This window comes from Streptomyces sp. NPDC002104 (genome assembly GCF_053593795.1).
In genome coordinates, this window is the sequence record NZ_JBSFDF010000039.1 from 14066 (window position 1) to 32305 (window position 18240).

General features: G+C 74.2%; 18 protein-coding genes and 1 tRNA gene. 13 read left to right on the forward strand and 6 right to left on the reverse strand.

The window, feature by feature from the left end:
• Positions 1 to 261 precede the first annotated feature (261 nt).
• The 5 genes from ACWCP2_RS27390 (at position 262) to ACWCP2_RS27410 (ending at position 5370) form a co-directional block, all read left to right on the forward strand.
• Positions 262 to 906, forward strand: coding sequence for an HNH endonuclease family protein (locus ACWCP2_RS27390; RefSeq protein WP_450911248.1), 645 nt, complete (start codon positions 262 to 264; stop codon positions 904 to 906).
• A 135-nt stretch (positions 907 to 1041) separates the two neighbouring features.
• Positions 1042 to 2694: an alkaline phosphatase D family protein gene (locus ACWCP2_RS27395; protein ID WP_450911249.1), complete on the forward strand. Its 1653-nt coding sequence runs from the start codon at positions 1042 to 1044 to the stop codon at positions 2692 to 2694.
• A gap of 162 nt (positions 2695 to 2856) precedes the next feature.
• Positions 2857 to 3504 (forward strand): DedA family protein, encoded by a 648-nt coding sequence (locus tag ACWCP2_RS27400; protein ID WP_450911250.1) that lies wholly within the window; start codon positions 2857 to 2859, stop codon positions 3502 to 3504.
• 162 nt (positions 3505 to 3666) lie between these two features.
• A complete protein-coding gene (locus ACWCP2_RS27405) occupies positions 3667 to 4197 on the forward strand; it encodes a hypothetical protein (protein ID WP_450911251.1) in 531 nt (176 codons plus the stop codon).
• A 270-nt stretch (positions 4198 to 4467) separates the two neighbouring features.
• Positions 4468 to 5370 (forward strand): universal stress protein, encoded by a 903-nt coding sequence (locus ACWCP2_RS27410; protein WP_450911252.1) that lies wholly within the window; start codon positions 4468 to 4470, stop codon positions 5368 to 5370.
• Between the two features lie 15 nt (positions 5371 to 5385).
• On the opposite strand, the gene ACWCP2_RS27415 is transcribed toward ACWCP2_RS27410, so the two are convergent.
• Both ACWCP2_RS27415 and ACWCP2_RS27420 read right to left on the reverse strand, forming a co-directional pair.
• Positions 5386 to 5619 carry a DUF2277 domain-containing protein gene (locus tag ACWCP2_RS27415; protein WP_450911253.1) on the reverse strand — a complete coding sequence of 78 codons (234 nt, stop codon included), beginning with the start codon at positions 5617 to 5619 and terminating at the stop codon, positions 5386 to 5388.
• 205 nt (positions 5620 to 5824) lie between these two features.
• Positions 5825 to 5899, reverse strand: a tRNA-Val gene (locus ACWCP2_RS27420).
• A 116-nt stretch (positions 5900 to 6015) separates the two neighbouring features.
• On the opposite strand from ACWCP2_RS27420, the gene ACWCP2_RS27425 reads away from it, so the two are divergent.
• The 7 genes from ACWCP2_RS27425 to ACWCP2_RS27455 all read left to right on the forward strand — a co-directional run bounded on the left by ACWCP2_RS27425 (position 6016) and on the right by ACWCP2_RS27455 (position 11962).
• Positions 6016 to 7263 carry a hypothetical protein gene (locus ACWCP2_RS27425; protein WP_450911254.1) on the forward strand — a complete coding sequence of 416 codons (1248 nt, stop codon included), beginning with the start codon at positions 6016 to 6018 and terminating at the stop codon, positions 7261 to 7263.
• A gap of 268 nt (positions 7264 to 7531) precedes the next feature.
• Entirely contained in the window at positions 7532 to 8110 is a 579-nt protein-coding gene (locus tag ACWCP2_RS27430; RefSeq protein ID WP_450911290.1) for a DUF4383 domain-containing protein, read from the forward strand.
• 287 nt (positions 8111 to 8397) lie between these two features.
• Entirely contained in the window at positions 8398 to 9096 is a 699-nt protein-coding gene (locus ACWCP2_RS27435) for a FadR/GntR family transcriptional regulator (protein WP_450911255.1), read from the forward strand.
• A gap of 115 nt (positions 9097 to 9211) precedes the next feature.
• Positions 9212 to 9427 carry a hypothetical protein gene (locus ACWCP2_RS27440; protein ID WP_450911296.1) on the forward strand — a complete coding sequence of 72 codons (216 nt, stop codon included), beginning with the start codon at positions 9212 to 9214 and terminating at the stop codon, positions 9425 to 9427.
• Between the two features lie 59 nt (positions 9428 to 9486).
• The gene (locus ACWCP2_RS27445; RefSeq protein WP_450911256.1) at positions 9487 to 10104 is read left to right on the forward strand and encodes a bifunctional 4-hydroxy-2-oxoglutarate aldolase/2-dehydro-3-deoxy-phosphogluconate aldolase; all 618 of its coding nucleotides are present in this window, start codon (positions 9487 to 9489) and stop codon (positions 10102 to 10104) included.
• Complete coding sequence (locus ACWCP2_RS27450; RefSeq protein WP_450911257.1) at positions 10101 to 11120, forward strand: sugar kinase; 1020 nt, start codon at positions 10101 to 10103, stop codon at positions 11118 to 11120. The genes ACWCP2_RS27445 and ACWCP2_RS27450 overlap by 4 nt, the downstream gene beginning before the upstream one ends.
• Before the next feature lie 626 nt (positions 11121 to 11746).
• Entirely contained in the window at positions 11747 to 11962 is a 216-nt protein-coding gene (locus ACWCP2_RS27455; protein ID WP_266909095.1) for an FmdB family zinc ribbon protein, read from the forward strand.
• A 20-nt stretch (positions 11963 to 11982) separates the two neighbouring features.
• Here ACWCP2_RS27455 and ACWCP2_RS27460 read toward each other — a convergent pair whose 3' ends face one another.
• Genes ACWCP2_RS27460 through ACWCP2_RS27475 form a run of 4 tightly spaced genes read right to left on the reverse strand, consistent with a single transcriptional unit; the run spans position 11983 to position 17180 of the window.
• Positions 11983 to 12642, reverse strand: coding sequence for an O-methyltransferase (locus ACWCP2_RS27460; RefSeq protein ID WP_450911258.1), 660 nt, complete (start codon positions 12640 to 12642; stop codon positions 11983 to 11985).
• A gap of 19 nt (positions 12643 to 12661) precedes the next feature.
• A complete protein-coding gene (locus ACWCP2_RS27465; protein ID WP_450911259.1) occupies positions 12662 to 13492 on the reverse strand; it encodes an HAD family hydrolase in 831 nt (276 codons plus the stop codon).
• Entirely contained in the window at positions 13489 to 16005 is a 2517-nt protein-coding gene (locus tag ACWCP2_RS27470; RefSeq protein WP_450911260.1) for a phosphoribosyltransferase, read from the reverse strand. Before ACWCP2_RS27470 ends, ACWCP2_RS27465 begins: the two co-directional genes overlap by 4 nt.
• Before the next feature lie 8 nt (positions 16006 to 16013).
• Positions 16014 to 17180 carry an HpcH/HpaI aldolase/citrate lyase family protein gene (locus ACWCP2_RS27475; RefSeq protein ID WP_250745557.1) on the reverse strand — a complete coding sequence of 389 codons (1167 nt, stop codon included), beginning with the start codon at positions 17178 to 17180 and terminating at the stop codon, positions 16014 to 16016.
• A 184-nt stretch (positions 17181 to 17364) separates the two neighbouring features.
• Between ACWCP2_RS27475 and ACWCP2_RS27480 the strand changes: the two genes are divergently transcribed.
• Positions 17365 to 18153, forward strand: coding sequence for a TerD family protein (locus ACWCP2_RS27480; protein WP_450911261.1), 789 nt, complete (start codon positions 17365 to 17367; stop codon positions 18151 to 18153).
• Positions 18154 to 18240: the final 87 nt, after the last annotated feature.

The following is an 18240-nucleotide window of genomic DNA, read 5'->3' on the forward strand; positions in this document are numbered from 1 at the left end:
GACGACTCAGGAGCGGGCCGGGACATTGACCCCACCCCCACCCAACCTGCCCAAGCCGTCCCACATCCCCAACTCCCCCCACCCCGAGGCCCGTCACCCACCTCGCCATGACATGCTCATGCCTTCAAACTGTCACCTCGCGCCCATCCCCACGAAACCCGGCGCGGCCAGCATGGCCGGGCCCGACAACCCACCACCCACCACCCGCACCCACCACCCGCACCCATCAGCCCACCCACCCGCACCCTCCCAGGAGCCCTCATGCCCTCCATCTACGCGCGTCGACTCGGCGCATTCGCCTCCATACTCGCGGCCGCCTCCCTGACCACCCTCCTCTCCGCCCCCACCGCCGCCGCCTCCCCTCCCACCCCCATCAGCGCCGCGGCCGCCCGCTCCTACCTCGCCACCGTCACCCCCAAGACCGAGGGCACCACCAGCGGTTACAGCCGCGACCTCTTCCCGCACTGGAGCACCGTCTCCGGCACCTGCAACACCCGCGAGACCGTCCTCAAGCGCGACGGCTCGGGCGTGGTCCAGGACTCCGCGTGCGCGGCCGTCAGCGGCAGCTGGTACTCCGAGTACGACGGCGCCACCTGGACGGCCGCCTCGGACCTCGACATCGACCACATGGTCCCCCTCGCCGAAGCCTGGCGTTCCGGCGCCAACTCCTGGACCACCGCCAAGCGCCAGCAGTTCGCCAACGACCTCACCCGCCCCCAGCTCATCGCGGTCACCGACAACGTGAACCAGGCGAAGGGTGACCTCGACCCCGGCAAGTGGCTCCCGCCGCGCACGGCGTACCGCTGTACGTACGCGCGCATGTGGGTCGAGGTGAAGCAGTACTGGGCCCTGAGCATGGACTCGACCGAGAAGACGGCCCTGGTCAACATCCTCAACGCCTGCTGACCCCGCCACCCCCGCACGGCCCGCCTCCCCACCACCCCTGGCCAAAGATCTTTCCCCCGCCAGGGGGAGGTGGACCACCCCCTCCGCGTCGTACGGTGACCGAACGGCAAGGCCGGACGAAGGAGGGGGAGTTGCATGGGGGCATTGCGCCTGGGACCGCTGCTGCGCCACGTCGACTGGGACACGGGCGACTCCGCCACCCTGTGGATCGAGGCGGACCGCCCGTGCACCGCCGAGGTGCGCTGCGCCGACGGCTCCGGCGGGAGCGTGCACACCTTCCAGATAGCCGGCCACCACTACGCCCTGATCACCGTCACCGGCCTCACCCCCGCCTCCACCACGGGCTACGAGGTCCTCCTCGACGGTCTCCGGGTCTGGCCGCTGCCCGACAGCCCGTTCCCCGCGAGCACCATCACCACCCCGCCCGCGCGCAGGTCCGGGTCCACGGCCGCTCCCGATCTGCGCCTGACCTTCGGCTCCTGCCGCCAGGCCGCCCCGCCTGCCGACAAGCGCGGACCGCACGGCCCCGACGCGCTCGACACACTCGCCGCCGCTCTGGCCGCCGACCCGGAGGCGGTACGGCCCGACGTCCTGCTCCTCCTCGGCGACCAGGTGTACGCGGACCAGCTCTCCCGCTCCACCCGCCGGTGGCTGGCGGCCCGGCGGGACCTGCGCGAGGCCCCCGGCGCCCAGGTCGCGGACTTCGAGGAGTACACCCGGCTCTACTACGAGTCCTGGCTCGATCCGGAGATCCGCTGGCTGCTCTCCACCGTCCCGAGCCTGCACATGTTCGACGACCACGACGTCATCGACGACTGGAACACCAGCGCCGCGTGGCTGGCGCAGATGCGGGCCACCCCGTGGTGGCAGGAGCGGGTCGTCAGCGGCCTCATGTCGTACTGGGTGTACCAGCACCTCGGGAACCTCTCCCCCGCCGAACTGGCGGCCGATCCCGTCTTCGAGGCGGTCCGGGCGACCCCCGACGGCACCGACGCGCTACGGGCCTTCGCCACCTCGGCGGACGCCGACCCGGCCACGGTCCGCTGGAGCTACCGCCGCGACTTCGGCCGGTCCCGGCTGCTGATGGTGGACACCCGGGCCGCCCGGGTGCTCGCCGAGGACGCGCGGGCCATGCTGGACCCGGCGGAGCAGCGGTGGCTGCGCGAGAACGCCCTGGCCGGACACGGGGCTTACGACCACCTCCTCATCGGCTCCTCACTGCCCTGGCTGATGCCCCCGCTCGTGCACGACGCGGAAGTGTGGAACGCCGCGCTGTGCCGCGGGGAGCGGGGCCCGCGGTGGGCGCGGATCGGCGAGGACCTGCGCCGGCGGAGCGATCTGGAGCACTGGGCGGCGTTCCCGGCCTCGTTCGCGGCGCTGAGCGACCTCATCGAGGAGGTGGGCACGGGCCCCCGGGCACCGGCGACGGTGTGCGTGCTCTCGGGAGACGTGCACCACGCGTACGTGGCCGAACCCCGAATACCCAGCACGGCGCAGGTCTTCCAGCTGACCTGCTCCCCGGTCCACAACTCCATCCACACGGCCGTGAAATGGGGCTTCCGGCTGGGCTGGTCGCGGCTGGGCCGGTGGCTGGGCCGGGGGTTCTCCCGGCACGGCCGGACGGGCCGGCCCCCGCTGAGCTGGCGGCGTACGGGCGGCCCGTTCTTCGGCAACCAGCTCATGACGCTGGCCCTGTCGGGGCGCTCCGCGCGGCTCCGCCTGGACCAGGCCCGCAAGGGCCCCCGCCTGGTGACGGTGCTGGACCGCGAGCTCACACCTCCCCACTGAGGTGCGGGGCGGGGCGGACCCGTCACGCCGGAGCGCGGCCCCGGGCGTCCGACCCGTGGACACCCGGCGTACGCTGTTCCGCTGTCAGCCGCCCCTGCCGCTCCCCCGCGACGTCGCGGCGCCTCACGCCGAGGCACGTCAACCGGACTGGGGAGTCCCGTTTTGCTTGAGACTCTGGGCTCGCTGACTGCGAGCCCGTGGATCTACGCCCTCGTGGCGGTGTCCATCCTGCTCGACGTGTTCCTTCCGGTGCTGCCGAGCGGGGTGCTGGTGGTCACCGCGGCGGCCGCCGCAGCAGCGGCCGGGGCCGCGGGGCCCGTACCCGTACCCGTGCCCGGTCCGTCCCAGGTGCCGGACATCCTGGCCCTGCTGGTGACGGCCGTCACCGCCTCGGTGCTGGGCGACATGGCCGCGTACCGCCTGGCCCGGCGGGGCGGGGCCCGGCTCGACCGGGCCATCGCCCGTTCCCGCCGGCTCACCCGGGCCCACGAGCGCCTCGGCACCGCCCTGGCGCGCGGCGGCGGCGCCCTGGTGGTGGTCGCCCGCTTCGCCCCGGCCGGCCGCTCGGTGGTCTCCCTCGGCGCGGGCAAGACGCACCGCACGGTCCGGGAGTTCCTGCCCTGGTCGGTCCTGGCCGCCATCGCCTGGGCCGGCTACAGCATCGCCCTCGGCTATTTCGGCACCCAATGGCTGGGCACGACCTGGCTGGGCACCGCGGTCTCCCTCCTCGCCCTCGTGGCCGCCGGCTCCCTGGCAGCCTTCGTGGTCCGCCGCCCCGGGCCCACCCCCGCTCCCACTCCCACCGCCTGACTCCGCCACCCGACCCCACGCCTCCCTCCCCCGGGCGGAGCAGTGGGCTCACCCGTTCACCCGGCAGCGATCGCCGCGTCCGCACCGGGCTCCTAGCGTCCAGAGAACGGTGCGCACCCGAATCCGCGCCGCGCTGTTCCCGGAGCCCGAGGAGTCCTCTCCATGCCCGCCACCCCCCACAGCCCCCGCACCCCCAGCCGGACCCGCAACCGCCCCCTCCCCCGCCTGCTGGCCATCGCCGCCGCGACCGTCGCCTTCGCCGCGGCAGCGCCGCCGACCCTCGCCCAGGCCCAGCCCTCCGGCAGCGTCTCCCCGACCAACGTGGCCCCCGGGGACCGGGTCAGCCTCAACGTCACCGGCTGCGGCACCCGTACGGGCAAGGCCACCTCCCGCGCCTTCGGCGACGTCTGGCTGACCCCCGGCAACGCCGAGGCCACCAACCTCTTCGGCTCCGCCACCACCTCCCGGAACATCAGCGCCGGCTCGCATCCCGTGACCTTCGAGTGCGGCGGCCCCGGCGGCGAACGCGTCACGGTGGCGCTGAACATCACCCCGGGCGCCGCCCGCGGCGGACTCGGCGGCAGCGTCGGCTCCATGAGCCCGGGCCAGATCGCCCTCGGCGGCTCCCTCGTGGCCGCCGCACTGGGCGCCGGCGCCTGGATCCTGCGCCGCCGCACGGGCCACGCTTCCTGAGGCACCGCACGGTCACGCCTCCTGACCCGCCGCACGGGCCAGGCCTCCCAAGCCAGCGCACGGGCCACACCTCCTGAGGCACCGCACGGTCACGCCTCCCAAGCCACCGCACGGACCGCACCTCCCAAGCCCCCGCACGGTCCACGCCTCCCAAGCCGGCCACGGGAGTGGCCGATGGTCCCGCCCCATTCGGGACTTTCCCCACTCCCGCCCGGGGGCCCGCCCCCGCAAGGCTGAGTCCACGCACCGCTGCCCCTCAAGGAGCCCGCCATGGACCAGAGCCCGCGCCCCGTGATCGCCGCCGTCGACGGTTCCGCGAACGGCAACCGGGCCCTGGAATGGGCCGTCTCCCAGGCCCTGATGACCGGCGCCCCGCTGCGCATCGTGCACGCCCGCCTCTACATGAACACCATCGGCGCAGCCCTGTCCGGCGGTTTCGCGGAGCCCGGCCCCGACGACGATCCCGTACTGATCCGGGTCCGCGAGGCCCTCGACGGCCGCGCCGGACTCCCCCCGATCGAGTACGCCTCGTACCCCGGCGCCCCCGACCGGGTGCTGCCCCAGCTGGGCGAGGACGCCCAGGTGATGGTCCTCGGCTCGCGCGGCCGCGGCGGCTTCGCCAGCCTGCTCCTCGGCTCGAACGGCATCGCCTGCGCCAGCCAGGCCGCCTGCCCCGTGGTGGTCGTCCCGCGCGCCGAGCCGCCCCTGCACGACCCGTACGGGCAGGTCGTGCTCGGCCTCAACAGCGCGGCCCCCGACGAGAGCACCACCTTCTTCGCCTTCCGCGAGGCGGCCCGGCGCGGGGCCCGGCTCCAGGTCGTCGTCGCGCACGCCTGGCCCGGCCGTACCTTCACCGCCGCCGGCGCCATCGGCACGGCCGCGCACGAGGAGACCGCGAACGCCCACGCGATCTCGTCCCTGGCCGCCGTACACCTGCGCCCGTACGCCGAGCGGTTCCCGGAGGTGGAGATCGAACAGCTCGCGGCGCCGGGCGACGCGGCCGGCCACCTGGTCGCCGCCTCGCAGGCCGCGGACCTGATGGTCATCGGCCGCCACCGCAAGCGCCCGCTCTCCCCGCGCCTGGGCTCCGTCACCAACGCGGTGCTGCTCCACACCGGCTGCCCGGTCGCGGTGGTCCCCCTGGAGGAAACCGCCGTCCCGGCCGCGGCCTGAACGCCGGCCCGCCCCTCACCCGGCCACGGCCGCCGCCCCGGCCCCCCTGACCTGAAGCCCGCCCAACAGGTCCCTGGTCGCCTCGGCGACCGCATCGACGGCGGCGTCGAAGACCTCCTGATTGTGCGCGGCCGGCGCCCTGAACCCGGACACCTTCCGCACGTACTGCAGGGCGGCGGCCCGAATCTCCTCCTCGGTCGCCTTCTCCGGAATCGCGGGCGGACGCAACGTCTTGATCGATCGGCACATACCCCCACTATCCCGCTTCCCCACCACCCCCACACGCCCCCGAACGCCCAGAACCGACAAGCACACGGCACACAACAGCCCCCAACCAAGATCGGTAAGACCCGCCGGGCGGGAGGGGCCACCGGTCCGCACCTCAAGTACGACTGCGCGGCCGTCGAGCGGATGCAAAAGACCCCCCGCCGTGATCGGCGGGGGGTCTTTCCACTGGTGGGCGCGGACGGTTTCGAACCGCCGACATCTGCTTTGTAAGAGCAGCGCTCTACCCCTGAGCTACGCACCCGTGGATGAGTGGACAGCCTACATGCCGCGCACACCCCCCACGCAAACCCGTTCCCGTGGGGGAGAATGGACCGGGGCAGGGGAATTGCGGACGGACCGGGTACGGGAGAGGCGACTGTGACGACGGCACCCCGGCGGTGGTTCGGCGGCGGGCGGGACGAGAGTCGGCGGGCGGATGCCCAGGCGGCGAAGGACGCTGCCGCGGCGGCGTTCTACGAGCTGGACACCGCGCAGCGGGATCTGCGGATCTCGATCGAGACGATCGCGGCCGCGGACGGCTCGCCGGAGGCGCGGAGGGTGGGCGAGGGGTTCGTCGCGCTCGGGCAGCGCATCGACCAGGTGAGTCACGTGTACATCGACGCCGTCGACGCGCACGATCTCGATCGGGTGGAACTGGAGGCGTCCGCCGCGACGCGGGCCCGGGAGGAGCTGACGCGGGCCAAGGAGGAGCTGGTACGGGTCAAGGGTGAGCTCGACCGGTTCGCGGTCGGGCTGCAGCCCTTGCTGGACCGGGCCGAGACGCAGCTGGCGCGGGTCGCGCCCGCGCGGGAGCGGGCCAGGGCCGCGCTGCTCGCGGCGAGCACGGCGCTGGACGAGGTGCGCGGCAAGGGGATCCGGGCCGACGACCTGGCGGCGCGGCTGGCCGCGCTCGGGCCGGAGCTGACCAAGCTGAACCAGGGCGCCGCGCAGCACGGCGTGCAGGAGACCGTGCAGCGCGCCGACCGGATCCTGCGCGACGCCGAGGCGATACGGGCCGAGGCGGCGCGCCTCCCGGAGCGGGCCGCGGAGATCGACCGGCGGCTGGTGAGCCTGCGGACCCGGGCGCAGGCCCTGCGCAACCGGGCGGACCGGGTGGATCCGGTGCTCAGCGAGCTGCGCCGGCGGTTCAGCGCGGCCTGCTGGCAGGACCTCCAGCACGTTCCGGAGCAGGCGGTACGGGACGTGGCGCAGGCGGAGGAACGGCTCGCGGAGGCCGGCCGGGCGCGCGACCAGCAGCAGTGGGCTGTCGTAGCGGCCCTGGTGGATGCGGTGCGGGCCGCGCTGGACGCCACCGACGAGGCGGTGTCGGCGGCGCAGGACCGGCTGACCCGGCTGGAGGCGGTGGCGCGGGATCCGCAGGCGGAGGTGCAGCGGACCCGGTTCGCGCTGCGGGACGCGCAGCGCCTGGCGATGGAGGGCCGTACGGTCCCCGAGGAGCGGCACGCGCGCCCGCTGGACGACGCGGTGGCACGGGTGGCGCGGGCGCTGGCCGCGCTGGAGGACCGCCATCCCGACTACTGGGCGTTCCTTCAGGAGATGGAGGCCGTACGGTCCTCCGTGCAGCGGGTCGTGACGGACATCCGGACCGAGCGCGGCCACGGCTGACCAGGCCCGGCGGTGGGCCCGGACTTGTCCGGGTGGGGGCATCGGCGGATGCTGGAGGGGCCAGACCGGAGCAGAGGAGGGCGCCATGGCCGCCCACGCTTCCCCCGCAGGCCGGCGGCCCGACGGGTCGCCCGCGTCGCAGGAGCCGTACGCGCCCCACGCGCTCTACGGCTGCCACGAACCCCATGAGCACTACGCGCCCTTCGTGGCCCACGAGCCGTACCCGACGACGGCGCCGCCCCGGAACACGCCGGGGATCCTGCACCGCATGATGCGTCCCGTCAACGCGCGCCTCGACGAGCACCTGCCCAGCGATCACCGGCTCAGCCAGGTCTACCGGGTCGGCGCCGGCCTGACCGGACTGCTGCTGGTGGTCTTCGGGATCCTGGGGCTCATCGACCGGATCGGGTTCTTCGACACCGGCGGGGACACCGTCCTCGCGCTGAACACCAACGGTGCGCTGAGCGTGCTGTCGATCTGCATCGGGCTGCTGCTGTTCGCCGGGATGGTCATCGGCGGCAGCTTCGCCTCGACGCTCAACATCGTGCTGGGCGTGCTGTTCATCGCGAGCGGGTTCGTGAACCTCGCGCTGCTCGATACGAAGATGAACTTCCTGGCCTTCCACATCCCCAATGTGCTGTTCAGCTTCGTGGTGGGCGTGATGCTGATGTGGTTCGGGATGTACGGGCGGGTGGGCAGCGCCCTGCCGCACGACAACCCGTACTGGCGTGCCCGCCACCCCGAGCAGGCGGCTCGGGAGGAGCGGGCACGGGCCCGTACGGGTATGGGTACGGGTGTGGGTACAGGTCTAGGAGCGGGCGGGGGGCCCGTCGGCAGGCCGGCGTAAGCGCGGAGGCGGCGGCCGTCGGACCAGCTGGACCGGCTGGACCGGCTGGACCGGCTGCCGCCGCCCAGCACGACCTACGAGGGCGGCGACGAAGGGCAGGGCTCCGGTCGGGCCGCCCTTGTCGTCGCTCCCGCGTGAGAACGCGCGAAACACCCGGAAGCAGTCGTTCCGGTACTGCGTCACAATAATTGCTAATTAACGATTACTTGTGCAAATATTTGCCCTGCCAGGGGGTACACAGGGGAGCAAGTAGGGACCAAAGCCCCGGCAGGGAGAGGGGAATCGGAGTGAACGGCAGCATCAGCGAGGCCGCGTACGCCGGCCGCGGGGTCCACAAGGCGGCGGTGGAAGAACTGGCCCGCCGGATCTTCGACGGCACGTACGGCGAGGGCGCCACGCTGGACCTCCCCCACCTGCTGGAGGAGCTCGACGTCAGCCAGACGGTGCTCCGCGAGGCCATCAAGGTGCTCATGGCCAAGGGCCTGCTGGACGCCCGCCAGAAGCGCGGCACCTTCGTGCGCCCGCTCACCGACTGGAACCTCTTCGACGCCGACGTGCTGCGCTGGAAGCTCGCGGCCGGTGCGCCCGACTGCTTCTTCTCGGACCTGCTCGAACTGCGCCGCTCGATCGAGCCGGCCGCCGCCGCGCTGGCCGCCGTACGGGCCACCGAGCAGGACCTGGCCGCGCTCGACGCGGCGCTGGCCGCGATGGCGGCGAGCGACTGCGACCCCGTGCTGCACGTACGGGCGGACGCCTCGTTCCACCTGGCGCTGCTGACGGCCTCGCACAACCTGTTCTTCACCCAGATGTACCGGGTGATCGTCCCGGCCCTCGTGGAACGCGACCGCACGGTGCACGAGGGGGACTTCGAGCACCCGCACGCGATCCACCGGGCCGTGGTCGACCAGGTACGGGCCGGGGACCCGGACGGGGCGTACAGGGCCGTGCTCGACCTCCTCGACATGGCCAAGCGCGACCACCCGTAGAACCCGTAGCCCGTACAGCACGTAGCCCGCAGCCCGTAAGCCCGCAGCCCGTAGAACCCGTAGGAACACGCAGACCCCGTCCTGCCACCCCCACCAGGAGAGGACACCGTCCGCCGTGAAGATCACCCGCATCGAGACGTTCTTGGCCCCGCCCCGCTGGACGTCCGTCCGCGTCGAAACCGACGACGGCGCCGTCGGCCGGGGCGAGCCCGCGCTCGCCGGCGGCGACCGGGACTTCGGGCTCGACTTCCACGGCCGGGTCTCCCCCGCCAACGCCCGCAGGATCCTGCCCCTGCCGGCCCCCGAAGACGGTTCCTTCGCCGCGTGGTGAGCCCCCACCACCACCCGGCGGCATCCGCACACCCCCCACATCAGAAGGCAGGCATTCCCATGGAGTTCGGCGCAGCGCTGCGACAGGAGCGGCTCGTCGCCATCGTCCGCGGACGGGACCCCGAGGCGTCCTTCCGCACCGTCATGGCCCTCGTCGAGGAGGGCGTCCCGCTCATCGAGGTCTCCCTCAGCGGGACCGACGCGCTGGACGTCATCGGCCGGGCCCGCAAGGAGCTCGGTGACGAGGCGTGGCTGGGGGCCGGTACGGTCCTCACCGCCGAGGACGCCCAGCGGGCCGCCGGGGCCGGGGCCAACCTGATGGTCACTCCGGGCCTCGGCGCCGGCGTGGACGAGTCCGTCCGGCAGGGGCTGCCGGTACTGGCCGGGGTCATCACCCCGACCGAGGTCATCGCGGCCGACGCGGCGGGGGCTGCCGCGCTCAAGCTGTTCCCGGGCTCGATCGGCGGACCGGCGTACCTGCGGGCCCTGCGCGCGCCCTTCCCCGACCTGCCGTTCGTGCCGGTCGGCGGGGTGGACGCGGCCGACGCGGCCGAGTACCTGTCCTCCGGCGCGGTGGCCGTCGGCGTCGGCGCCCCGCTGGTCGGGGACGCGGCCGACGGCGGCGACCTGCTCGCGCTGCGGCGGCGGGCGGCGGAGTTCAAGGCGGCCTGCGCGTGACCGGGCCCGGCACCATCGGCGCCGCCGCCGGCTCCGGAGCCGGTTGTGCCCCCGAGGTCCTCACCTTCGGGGAGACGCTGCTCGCCCTGCGCGGAAGCGGCCCGCTGCGTCTGGGCGGGAGCATGGAGATCTCCGTCGCGGGCGCCGAGTCGAACGTCGCGATCGGCCTGGCCCGGCTGGGGCACGCCGTCCGCTGGGCGGGCGCGGTCGGCGAGGACGAAGCCGGTGATCTGGTCCTACGGACCCTGCGTGCCGAGGGCGTCGACGTCTCCGGAGCCTCCCGCGACGACGGCGGTGCCCCGACCGGGCTGATGCTCGCGGAGCCCGGGCCGCCGGAGGTCACGCGGGTGCACTCCTACCGCGCGGGCTCGGCGGGCTCCCGCCTCACGGCGTGTTCCCTGGAGCGGGCCTTCACCGCGGCCCCGCCGAAGGTCCTGCACCTGACGGGGATCACCCCGGCGCTGTCCCGCTCGGCCCGCTCGGCCTGCGCGCTCGCGCTGCGGCTCGCCGCCGAGCACTCGGCGCTGGTCTGCCTGGACGTGCGCTTCCGGTCCCGGCTGTGGTCCGCCGAGGAGGCGGCGGAGGTGCTGCGCGCGTGGGCGCCTTCGGTGGACGTCCTGATCGCCTCCGACGACGAACTCCCCCTGTGCCTCCCGGCCGGGGTCCCGGGCGACCCCGGCGACCCGGCCCTCCGGGCGAAGGAACTCCACGCCCTCGGGGTCGGCGAGGTCGTGGTCAAACTCGGCGCGGCCGGGGCGACGGCCTACGGGGACGACGGCTCGGAGGTCCACGCCCCGGCCCGGGCGGTCCGCGGGGCCGGCGGGGCCGGCACGGGTGACGTCTTCGTGGCGGGATACCTCTCGGCGTTCCTCGACGGGGCCTCGGCCCGGGCCCGCCTGGACCGTGCGGTCACCACGGGCGCCTTCGCGGTGGCCTCCCGGGGCGGCTGGGAGGGTGCGCCGACCCGGGCCGAACTCGGCCTCCTGTCCGCCCCGGCGGGCACGGTGGTCCGCTGAGCCCCGGCGGGGCCGGGCCGACACGGGGGTGCGGCCCGGCTCCGCCGGTTCCGGGCCGGCCCTGCGGGGCCGTCCCCCACCCCGCCCTTCGCCCGTTCCCCGGGCTCCGCCCGGACCCGTACGTGCGCTGCGCGCACGCGCCCTCAGACGCCGGGCGGGCTGGATACATCCGGCCCGCCCGTCCCTTGCGGCGCGGAGGTCCGGCGCGGAGCCCCGGGGCGGAGCCCCGGGGAACGGGCGAACCGGGGCCCCGGACGGAGTCCCGGGGGGCAGGGACCTCGCCCCCCGGAGCCCGGGGAACGGGCGAACCGCGGGTCCCCCCGGACGGAGTCCGGGGGGCAGGTCAGGGGACCTCGCCCCCGGGGCCCGGGGAACGGGCGAACCGGGGGTCCCCCCGGACGGAGTCCGGGGGGCAGGTCAGGGGACCTCGCCCCCGGGGCCCGGGGAACGGGCGGACCGGGGGTATCCCCGGACGGAGTCCGGGGGGGAGGGCAAGGGGGCCTCGTCGGACGGAGTCCGGGGGGAGGGCAGGGGGGCCTCGCCCCCGCAGGGCCCAGCCGCCCCCCGGCCCGGATCCCCCGCGCGGGGATTCCGGAGGCCGGCCGGCACTGCGTAGCCTGTACCGCATGCCCCGTTATGAATTCCGCTGCCGGACCTGCGAAGACACCTTCGAGGTCAGCCGGCCCATGGCTGAGTCCTCCGCACCCGCCGACTGCCCCGCCGGGCACGCCGATACCGTCAGGCTGCTCTCCGCCGTCGCCGTCGGCGGAACCAGCGCAGCCCCCGCCGCGCCCATGGGGGGCGGCGGCGGAGGCTGCTGTGGCGGGGGTGGCTGCGGCTGACCCGGCTCGGCGCTCGGCGCTCAGCGCTTGCGCGACAGGGTGATGCCGTCGGAGATCGCGAGCAGCACCGATTCCATGCGGGGGTCCGCCAGGACGTGCTCGTTGTAGGCCTGGACCCCCGCCGCTCCACCGGTCGCGGCCGGGTCCAGCACCGAGCCGTGGAACAGCGTGTTGTCCGTGACGAGCAGCCCGCCCGGGCGCAGCCGGGGCACGAGCTCCTCCCAGTAGGCGATCTGGCTCTGCTTGTCCGCGTCCATGTACGCCAGGTCGATGTGCGGTTCCGCCGGCATCGCGCGCAGCGTCTCGATCGCGGGAGCGATCCGCAGGTCGATGCGGTCCGCGACCCCGGCCTTCGCCCAGGCCTCGCGCGCGTACGCCGTCCACTCCTCCGAGACGTCGCACGCGATGAGGCGTCCGTCCGCGGGCATGGCCTGGGCCATCGACAGGGAGGAGAAGCCGGTGAAGGTGCCGATCTCCACGATGTGCCGGGCGCCGGTCAGCCGGACCAGAAAGGCCAGCAGCGGCCCCTGTTCCTGAGCCGACTGCATTCCGGCCGAGTCCGGGAACACCTCGTAGGTGGTCTCCACCAGCCCCCGCTGGACCTCGTCCAGCGGGGGGTTGTGCGCGAGCACGTACTGGTAGAGCTCGTCTGTGATCTTGGTGCTGTTGCCCTTGGTCATGGGGCCAGTGTGCCCATGATCAGGCGGCGGGGGCGGCGAGTCTCGCGACTTCGCGGGTGAACGCGCGCACGATCTCCTCACCGGCCAGCACGCCCGCCTGCGCCAGCGCCGTCACGTGCGGCGCCGTCCAGCCGGCGTCGGCCAGCTCCCCGTGGCCCGGCCGCCAGGCCGTGTCCGCCGCGAGCAGCAGGTCCGCGTCGAGGAGCGAGTCGCCCGCGGCCAGCGTGCTGGTGGCCCCCGTGCGCCGGGCCACCTCGTGCATCGCCGCGCTCTTGGTCAGCGGCCGCGGGACGGCGTAGATCTTGCGGCCCTGGAGCGAGACCGTCCAGCCGCGCGCCTCGGACCATTCCGTCAGCGCCTTGATCCACTCGGCGGGGACCAGCGCCCGCTCCACGACGAGGTACGCGAACAGGTCCTCGGCCACCCGCGCCTTGCGCAGCCAGGCCGGGTCGGCGACGGACAGCAGGTGCGCGTTCATCTCCTCCAGCGGCGCGGACTCCGCGGCGAGCCGCGCCGCGACCTGGCGGCGCCAGTCCCGGTCCGGGACCCCGTCCACCAGCAGCTGGCCGCCGTTGGCGCAGATCGCGTACTTCGCCGGCCTGCCGGGGAAACGGATGCGCTGGTACTGCTTGCGGGTCCGGGTGGTGGTCGGCACGAACACCGCGTCCGGGTCGGCGGACAGTTCCGCCAGCAGCCCCGCCGCCGTCTCCGTCATGTACGACAGCGGCTTGCTCTCGTGCACCTCCACGCACAGCAGCCGCGGGGCCACCGGGTCGGGCATGGTCAGGCCGAGCGCGGCCGCCGAGTAGATGAGCGTACGGTCGAGGTCACTGGCTACGAGAACGGTCACTTGGTGGCCACGGCCTTTCCGTCGGCGCCCGTGGCGCCGCGCGTGAAGCGGGGATGGATGAGTCCTACGCAGCTGTACGGCAGGCCGTCGACCTCTTCCACCGGCACCCCCCGCTGCTCCGCGAGGAGGCGTACGTGGTCCAGGTCGGCCCCGGCGCCGCGCTGCGCGAGGATCTTCCACGGCACCCGGCGCAGCAGCACCCGTGTCGTCTCGCCGACGCCGGGCTTCACCAGGTTCACGTCGTGGATCCCGTACTCCTCGCTGATCCGCTCCACCGCCCGCCAGCCCACCCAGGTCGGCGTGCGGTCGGCGGCGAGGAGCTCCTTGACCTCGGCGTCCACGGCCTCGGCCACCTCCTCGAAGTGCGCGGAGACGGTGTCGACGAACGCGACGGAGACATCGGCGCCGGCGAGCTCGCGGTAGAACTTCGCGCCGTGGAAATCGGCGGGCCCGACCAGGTCGGACCTGAGCACCGTACGCGAGACCAGTCCGGAAACGGTGGAATTCAGGCAGGCGGAGGGGATCAGGAAGTCCTCGCGGGTGCCGTACGTCTCCACGCACGAGCCGGGGTCGGCGAGGACCACGATCTCCGGGTTGAAGCCCTCGAACTCGCCCAGGGCCTCGCGCAGTTCGCGGGTGATGGCGCCCTTGCCGGTCCAGCCGTCGACGAAGACCACGTCGGCCGGGTCGTGGTGGGCGGCCAGCCAGCGCAGGGCGTTGGCGTCGATGCCGCGGCCGCGCACGATGGAGACGGCGTAGTGCGGCAGGTCCAGGCCGTGCCGGGCCTGCGCCCAGCGCCGCATGAGCACGCCCACGGGGGTGCCGGCGCGGGCCAGGGAGACCAGGACGGGAGAGGGCGAGCGCTCCGCGAGGACCGTCTCGGTGACGGTGCCGACGGCGCGGGCCATCCGGGCGGCGGAGGCGGTCAGCGCGCTCTGGTAGAGCTGCTGGTACTCCGGGGACGGCTGGAACTCCACCGGCAGCGATTCCGCGTAGTGCGCGCCGCCGGCCTGGATGGCCTCCTCGCGCTCCTCGGTCGGGGCCTCCAGCTCGACCTCGGAGAGGTCCTGGAGCAGCCAGCCGACGTCCTCGGCGGCGTAGGAGGAGAAGGCGGGCCCGCGCAGTGGTTCGCCCAGGGGCCCGTGCTGGGGCTCGGTCATGATCGGCTCCTGCCGGTCGGGTACGTACGAAGGGATGACCGCCAGCAGGACCCGGCCGGTGTGCGGCGCGAGGGCCGCGAGCAGACCGGTACGGAGTTCGGCGGTGTCCCCGGCGGAGTCCACGACGGCGACCACGGCGTCGAAGCGGGCGCCCGCGGTGCCGGCGGCGACGTTGTACGCGTACCGGTCGCCGGGGCCGTCGGCCGGGGCGTCGTGGGCGGGGAAGACGAGCCGGGTGCGGATGGCGTAGCCGGGGTCGTCCACGGCGAGCACCGGCGAGCGGGTGGTGGTGGAGAAGCGCACCTCGGCCGGCGCTGTCGCCCCGCCGGACGCCTCCAGGGCCTGCGCGAGGCGCAGCGGGGCGTACATCAGCTCCTCGGTGCCGAGTACGAGGACCCGTGCGGGGGCCGCGCCGAGCGCGGCCTCGATCCGGTCCGCCATGGCCGGCAGGGCGGCCTCCAGGGCTGCGCGGTGCGCCGGGGTGAAGCCGTGGCGTCCGCCGTCGGGTATGCCGGCCGGCCAGTCCAGTTCCACGCGGGTGAACGGGTGCGGGCCGTCCGCCGGGGCGCCGCCGCGGGCCGCGGAACCCGCCGGGGCGGCCTGCGCCTCGTACCGCTCCACCAGGGCCTGCCCCTTCGCCAGCACCCCCTCCGGGAGGGAGACCGTGCCCGAGGCCAGGGCCATGAGGTCCACGCGGGCGCCCAGCTCCCGGGCGAAGGCGACGAGGCGGTCGCGGTCGGCCGGGGAGCGCATGTCGACCAGGGCGACGACCACGTAGTGATCGCGCGGGTGGCGGGCGTGGAGGTCGGCGATGGTGTTCAGGACGGTGTTGCCGGTGGAGAACTCGTCGTCGACGAGGACCAGCGGGCCCGGGCCCGCCAGCAGCTTGGGGTCCTCCGGCACCAGCAGGTGCGAGGTGGCGTGCGAGTGGGCCTCCTCGAAGCCGCCCGCGGCCTCCACGCCGGGCACGGGGCGGCGGGTGGAGTGCAGGTAGGGGGCGCTGCCCAGGCCGTCGGCCACGCAGTGGCCGAGCCCGGTCGCGGTCTCCGCGTAGCCCAGGACCACCGCCGAGGCCGCCGCCTCCTCGCCCAGCAGCTCACGGACCCGCTCACCGAGCCCGTACCCGGCCGCGTACACGGCAGCCGGGGACTGCGGGACGTGCTTGCCCAGCACCCGGGACACGAGCAGGTGGGCCCGCTTGGGGTTGCGCCGCAGCGCCAGCCCCAGGAGGTCCCGGAGCGCCGGCCCGCCGGTCCCGTCACCCGTCCCGTCGTCCAGGCTCACGCCCAGCCGGTCCGCGACCCACGTTCCCGACCACACCGCTTCGATCGTCTTGCCCTTCTTCGCAGTCAACGGCCCGCTCACACCTGGAGCCCGGCCGTGAGGAGATCGACGAAGCCGACCTCCTCCTTCGCCACACCGAAGACCTCGGCGCGCAGCATGGTGCGCTCCGCCCAGGCCCGGTGGGGCTTCACCTCGTTCATCTTGTTCGTGTAGGCGGAACGCATCACTCCGCCGCCTCCGCGCTCGGGGCGCAGGATGTCTTGAGCATCGCTGAACTCCTCGTGCGACACCACCGAGAGCGCGTGGACCGGGGTGACGTGGGCGGGGTGGATGCAGGTCTTGCCCAGCAGCCCGTTGGCCCGGTCGAGCTCGATCTCGCGCAGCAGCCCGTCCAGGTCGTGCTCGATCAGCGCGGTGCGCAGCTCCTCGACGCCCTCCTCCAGGAAGGGGCTGCGGCGCAGCTGCGGCTTGAAGAGCCGCTGCTGGCTGCGGAAGTACTCCCAGACGGGCCCGGTGACGGTGAAACCGGTGCCGTCGGCGCGGCTGAGCACGTTGACCACGTCGGCGATCACCCCGGCGACGATCTGGACGTCGTAGGCGGTCATGTCGGGGGTGCGGCGCAGCCCGTAGGCGGAGCAGAAGTCGGTCACGCCCAGGCGCAGGGCCAGGACCCGCTCGCGGTACTTGTTGACCGTGCGGGAGATCCCGGCGAGGGCCTCGACCCGGGTTTCCAGGTGGAGCAGCTCGGGGGTCTCCAGGACGGGCATCGCGTACAGCCTCGGCAGGCCGCTCGCGGCTTCCGCCTGCGCGACGGCGTCGAGGAAGGCGATCCCCCGGCTCTCGCTGAACTTGGGAAGCACGAATCCGGCCAGTCGCGCCGCCGAGCCGCCGAGCCGGTGCACGAGGTCGGGGATCTGCTCGGGTTCGCGGACGCGGATGAAGAGCAGGGGGAGCTCCGCCGGGTCCTCGTGGAGGGCGGCGAACTGCCGGACGAGGTTCTCCTCGCCGCCGACGACGTCCGCGTCGCTGATGGAATCCTCCAGGCAGAGGACCATGGAGACGACTCCGAGGCCGGCCTGCTTGCGGATGTCACGGGCGAGCTGGGGCCGGGTGGCCGGGCTGTAGAGCGTGGCTCCCAGGGCGGCGGCGAGCGTGGCGGCGGGGGAGGCGGCGGTGAACTCTGCCGGCTCCTGGTGGAAGAGGTCCTTGCGGACGGTGGGCGAAATATGCCCGAAGTGACGCATGTGCTTCCCCCGTACAGGCTCGGCGGCCGATCTGGCGTGGCCGGTAATAGTACGTACGAACGTGAGTCAAGAGTTCCTCAAGCACATGAAATCCAGGTAACCCTCTTGCACCATGCCCAGGTCTCGCGATCCGGACAAGGTCTACGGGGGGCCGCATTGTCCCGGTCCCGCCCGGGAGGGCAGGATGACCGCCATGACGCACGCGATGCAGAAGGGCTCCAACATCCCCGTGGCCGCCGTGGCGGTCCGCGCGGTGCTGCGCTGGACCGCGGGGCCCGACGTGCCCGACGTGGACGCCTCCGCGCTGCTCGTGGGGGCGGACGGGCGCGTGCGCTCGGACGAGGACTTCGTCTTCTACAACCAGCCCCGGCACCCCTCGGGGGCCGTCTGGCGGCTCGGGAAGAAGCAGCTCGGCGACGGCATCACCGACGCCGTCCAGGCGGACCTGCGGGCCGTCACACCGGCCGTGGACCGGATCCTGGTCGTCGCCTCCGCCGAGGACGTCCCCTTCGAGCGGGTCCGCGACCTGCGGATCCTGCTCTACGACGCCACGGCGACCGGCGGCTCCGAACCGCTGGCCTACTTCGACGTGCGGCCGGAGACGGGCGCCGAGACGGCGCTGATCTGCGGCGAGCTGTACCGGCGGGCCGACGCGTGGAAGTTCCGCGCGCTGGGCGAGGGCTACTCCAACGGGCTCGTCGGACTGGCCACCGACCACGGGATCTCCGTGGACGAGAACGCCCCGGAGGCCCCGGAGCAGGGACAGGGACAGGCCCAGGGACAAGGGCAGGGACAGGGACAGCCCCAGGCGCAGGCCGCCACGACGGCCCTCGCACCGCCCACCCAGGCCCCGCCCGTCGCCGAGCCCGCCTACGGCTACCCGCAGCCCGTGGCCCAGGCCCCGGTGCCGGCTCCGGGCGGGGACCCGTCCTTCCGGCTCCCGGCGCAGGGCCCGCAGTTCATCCGCCGCTGAGCCCGGCGGCCGTCGCACGCGCCCGCGCAGGGGCCGGCGCACGAGCCCGCGCGGGCGCCCCGGCCGCTCCACGGCCCCGGCGGCCCG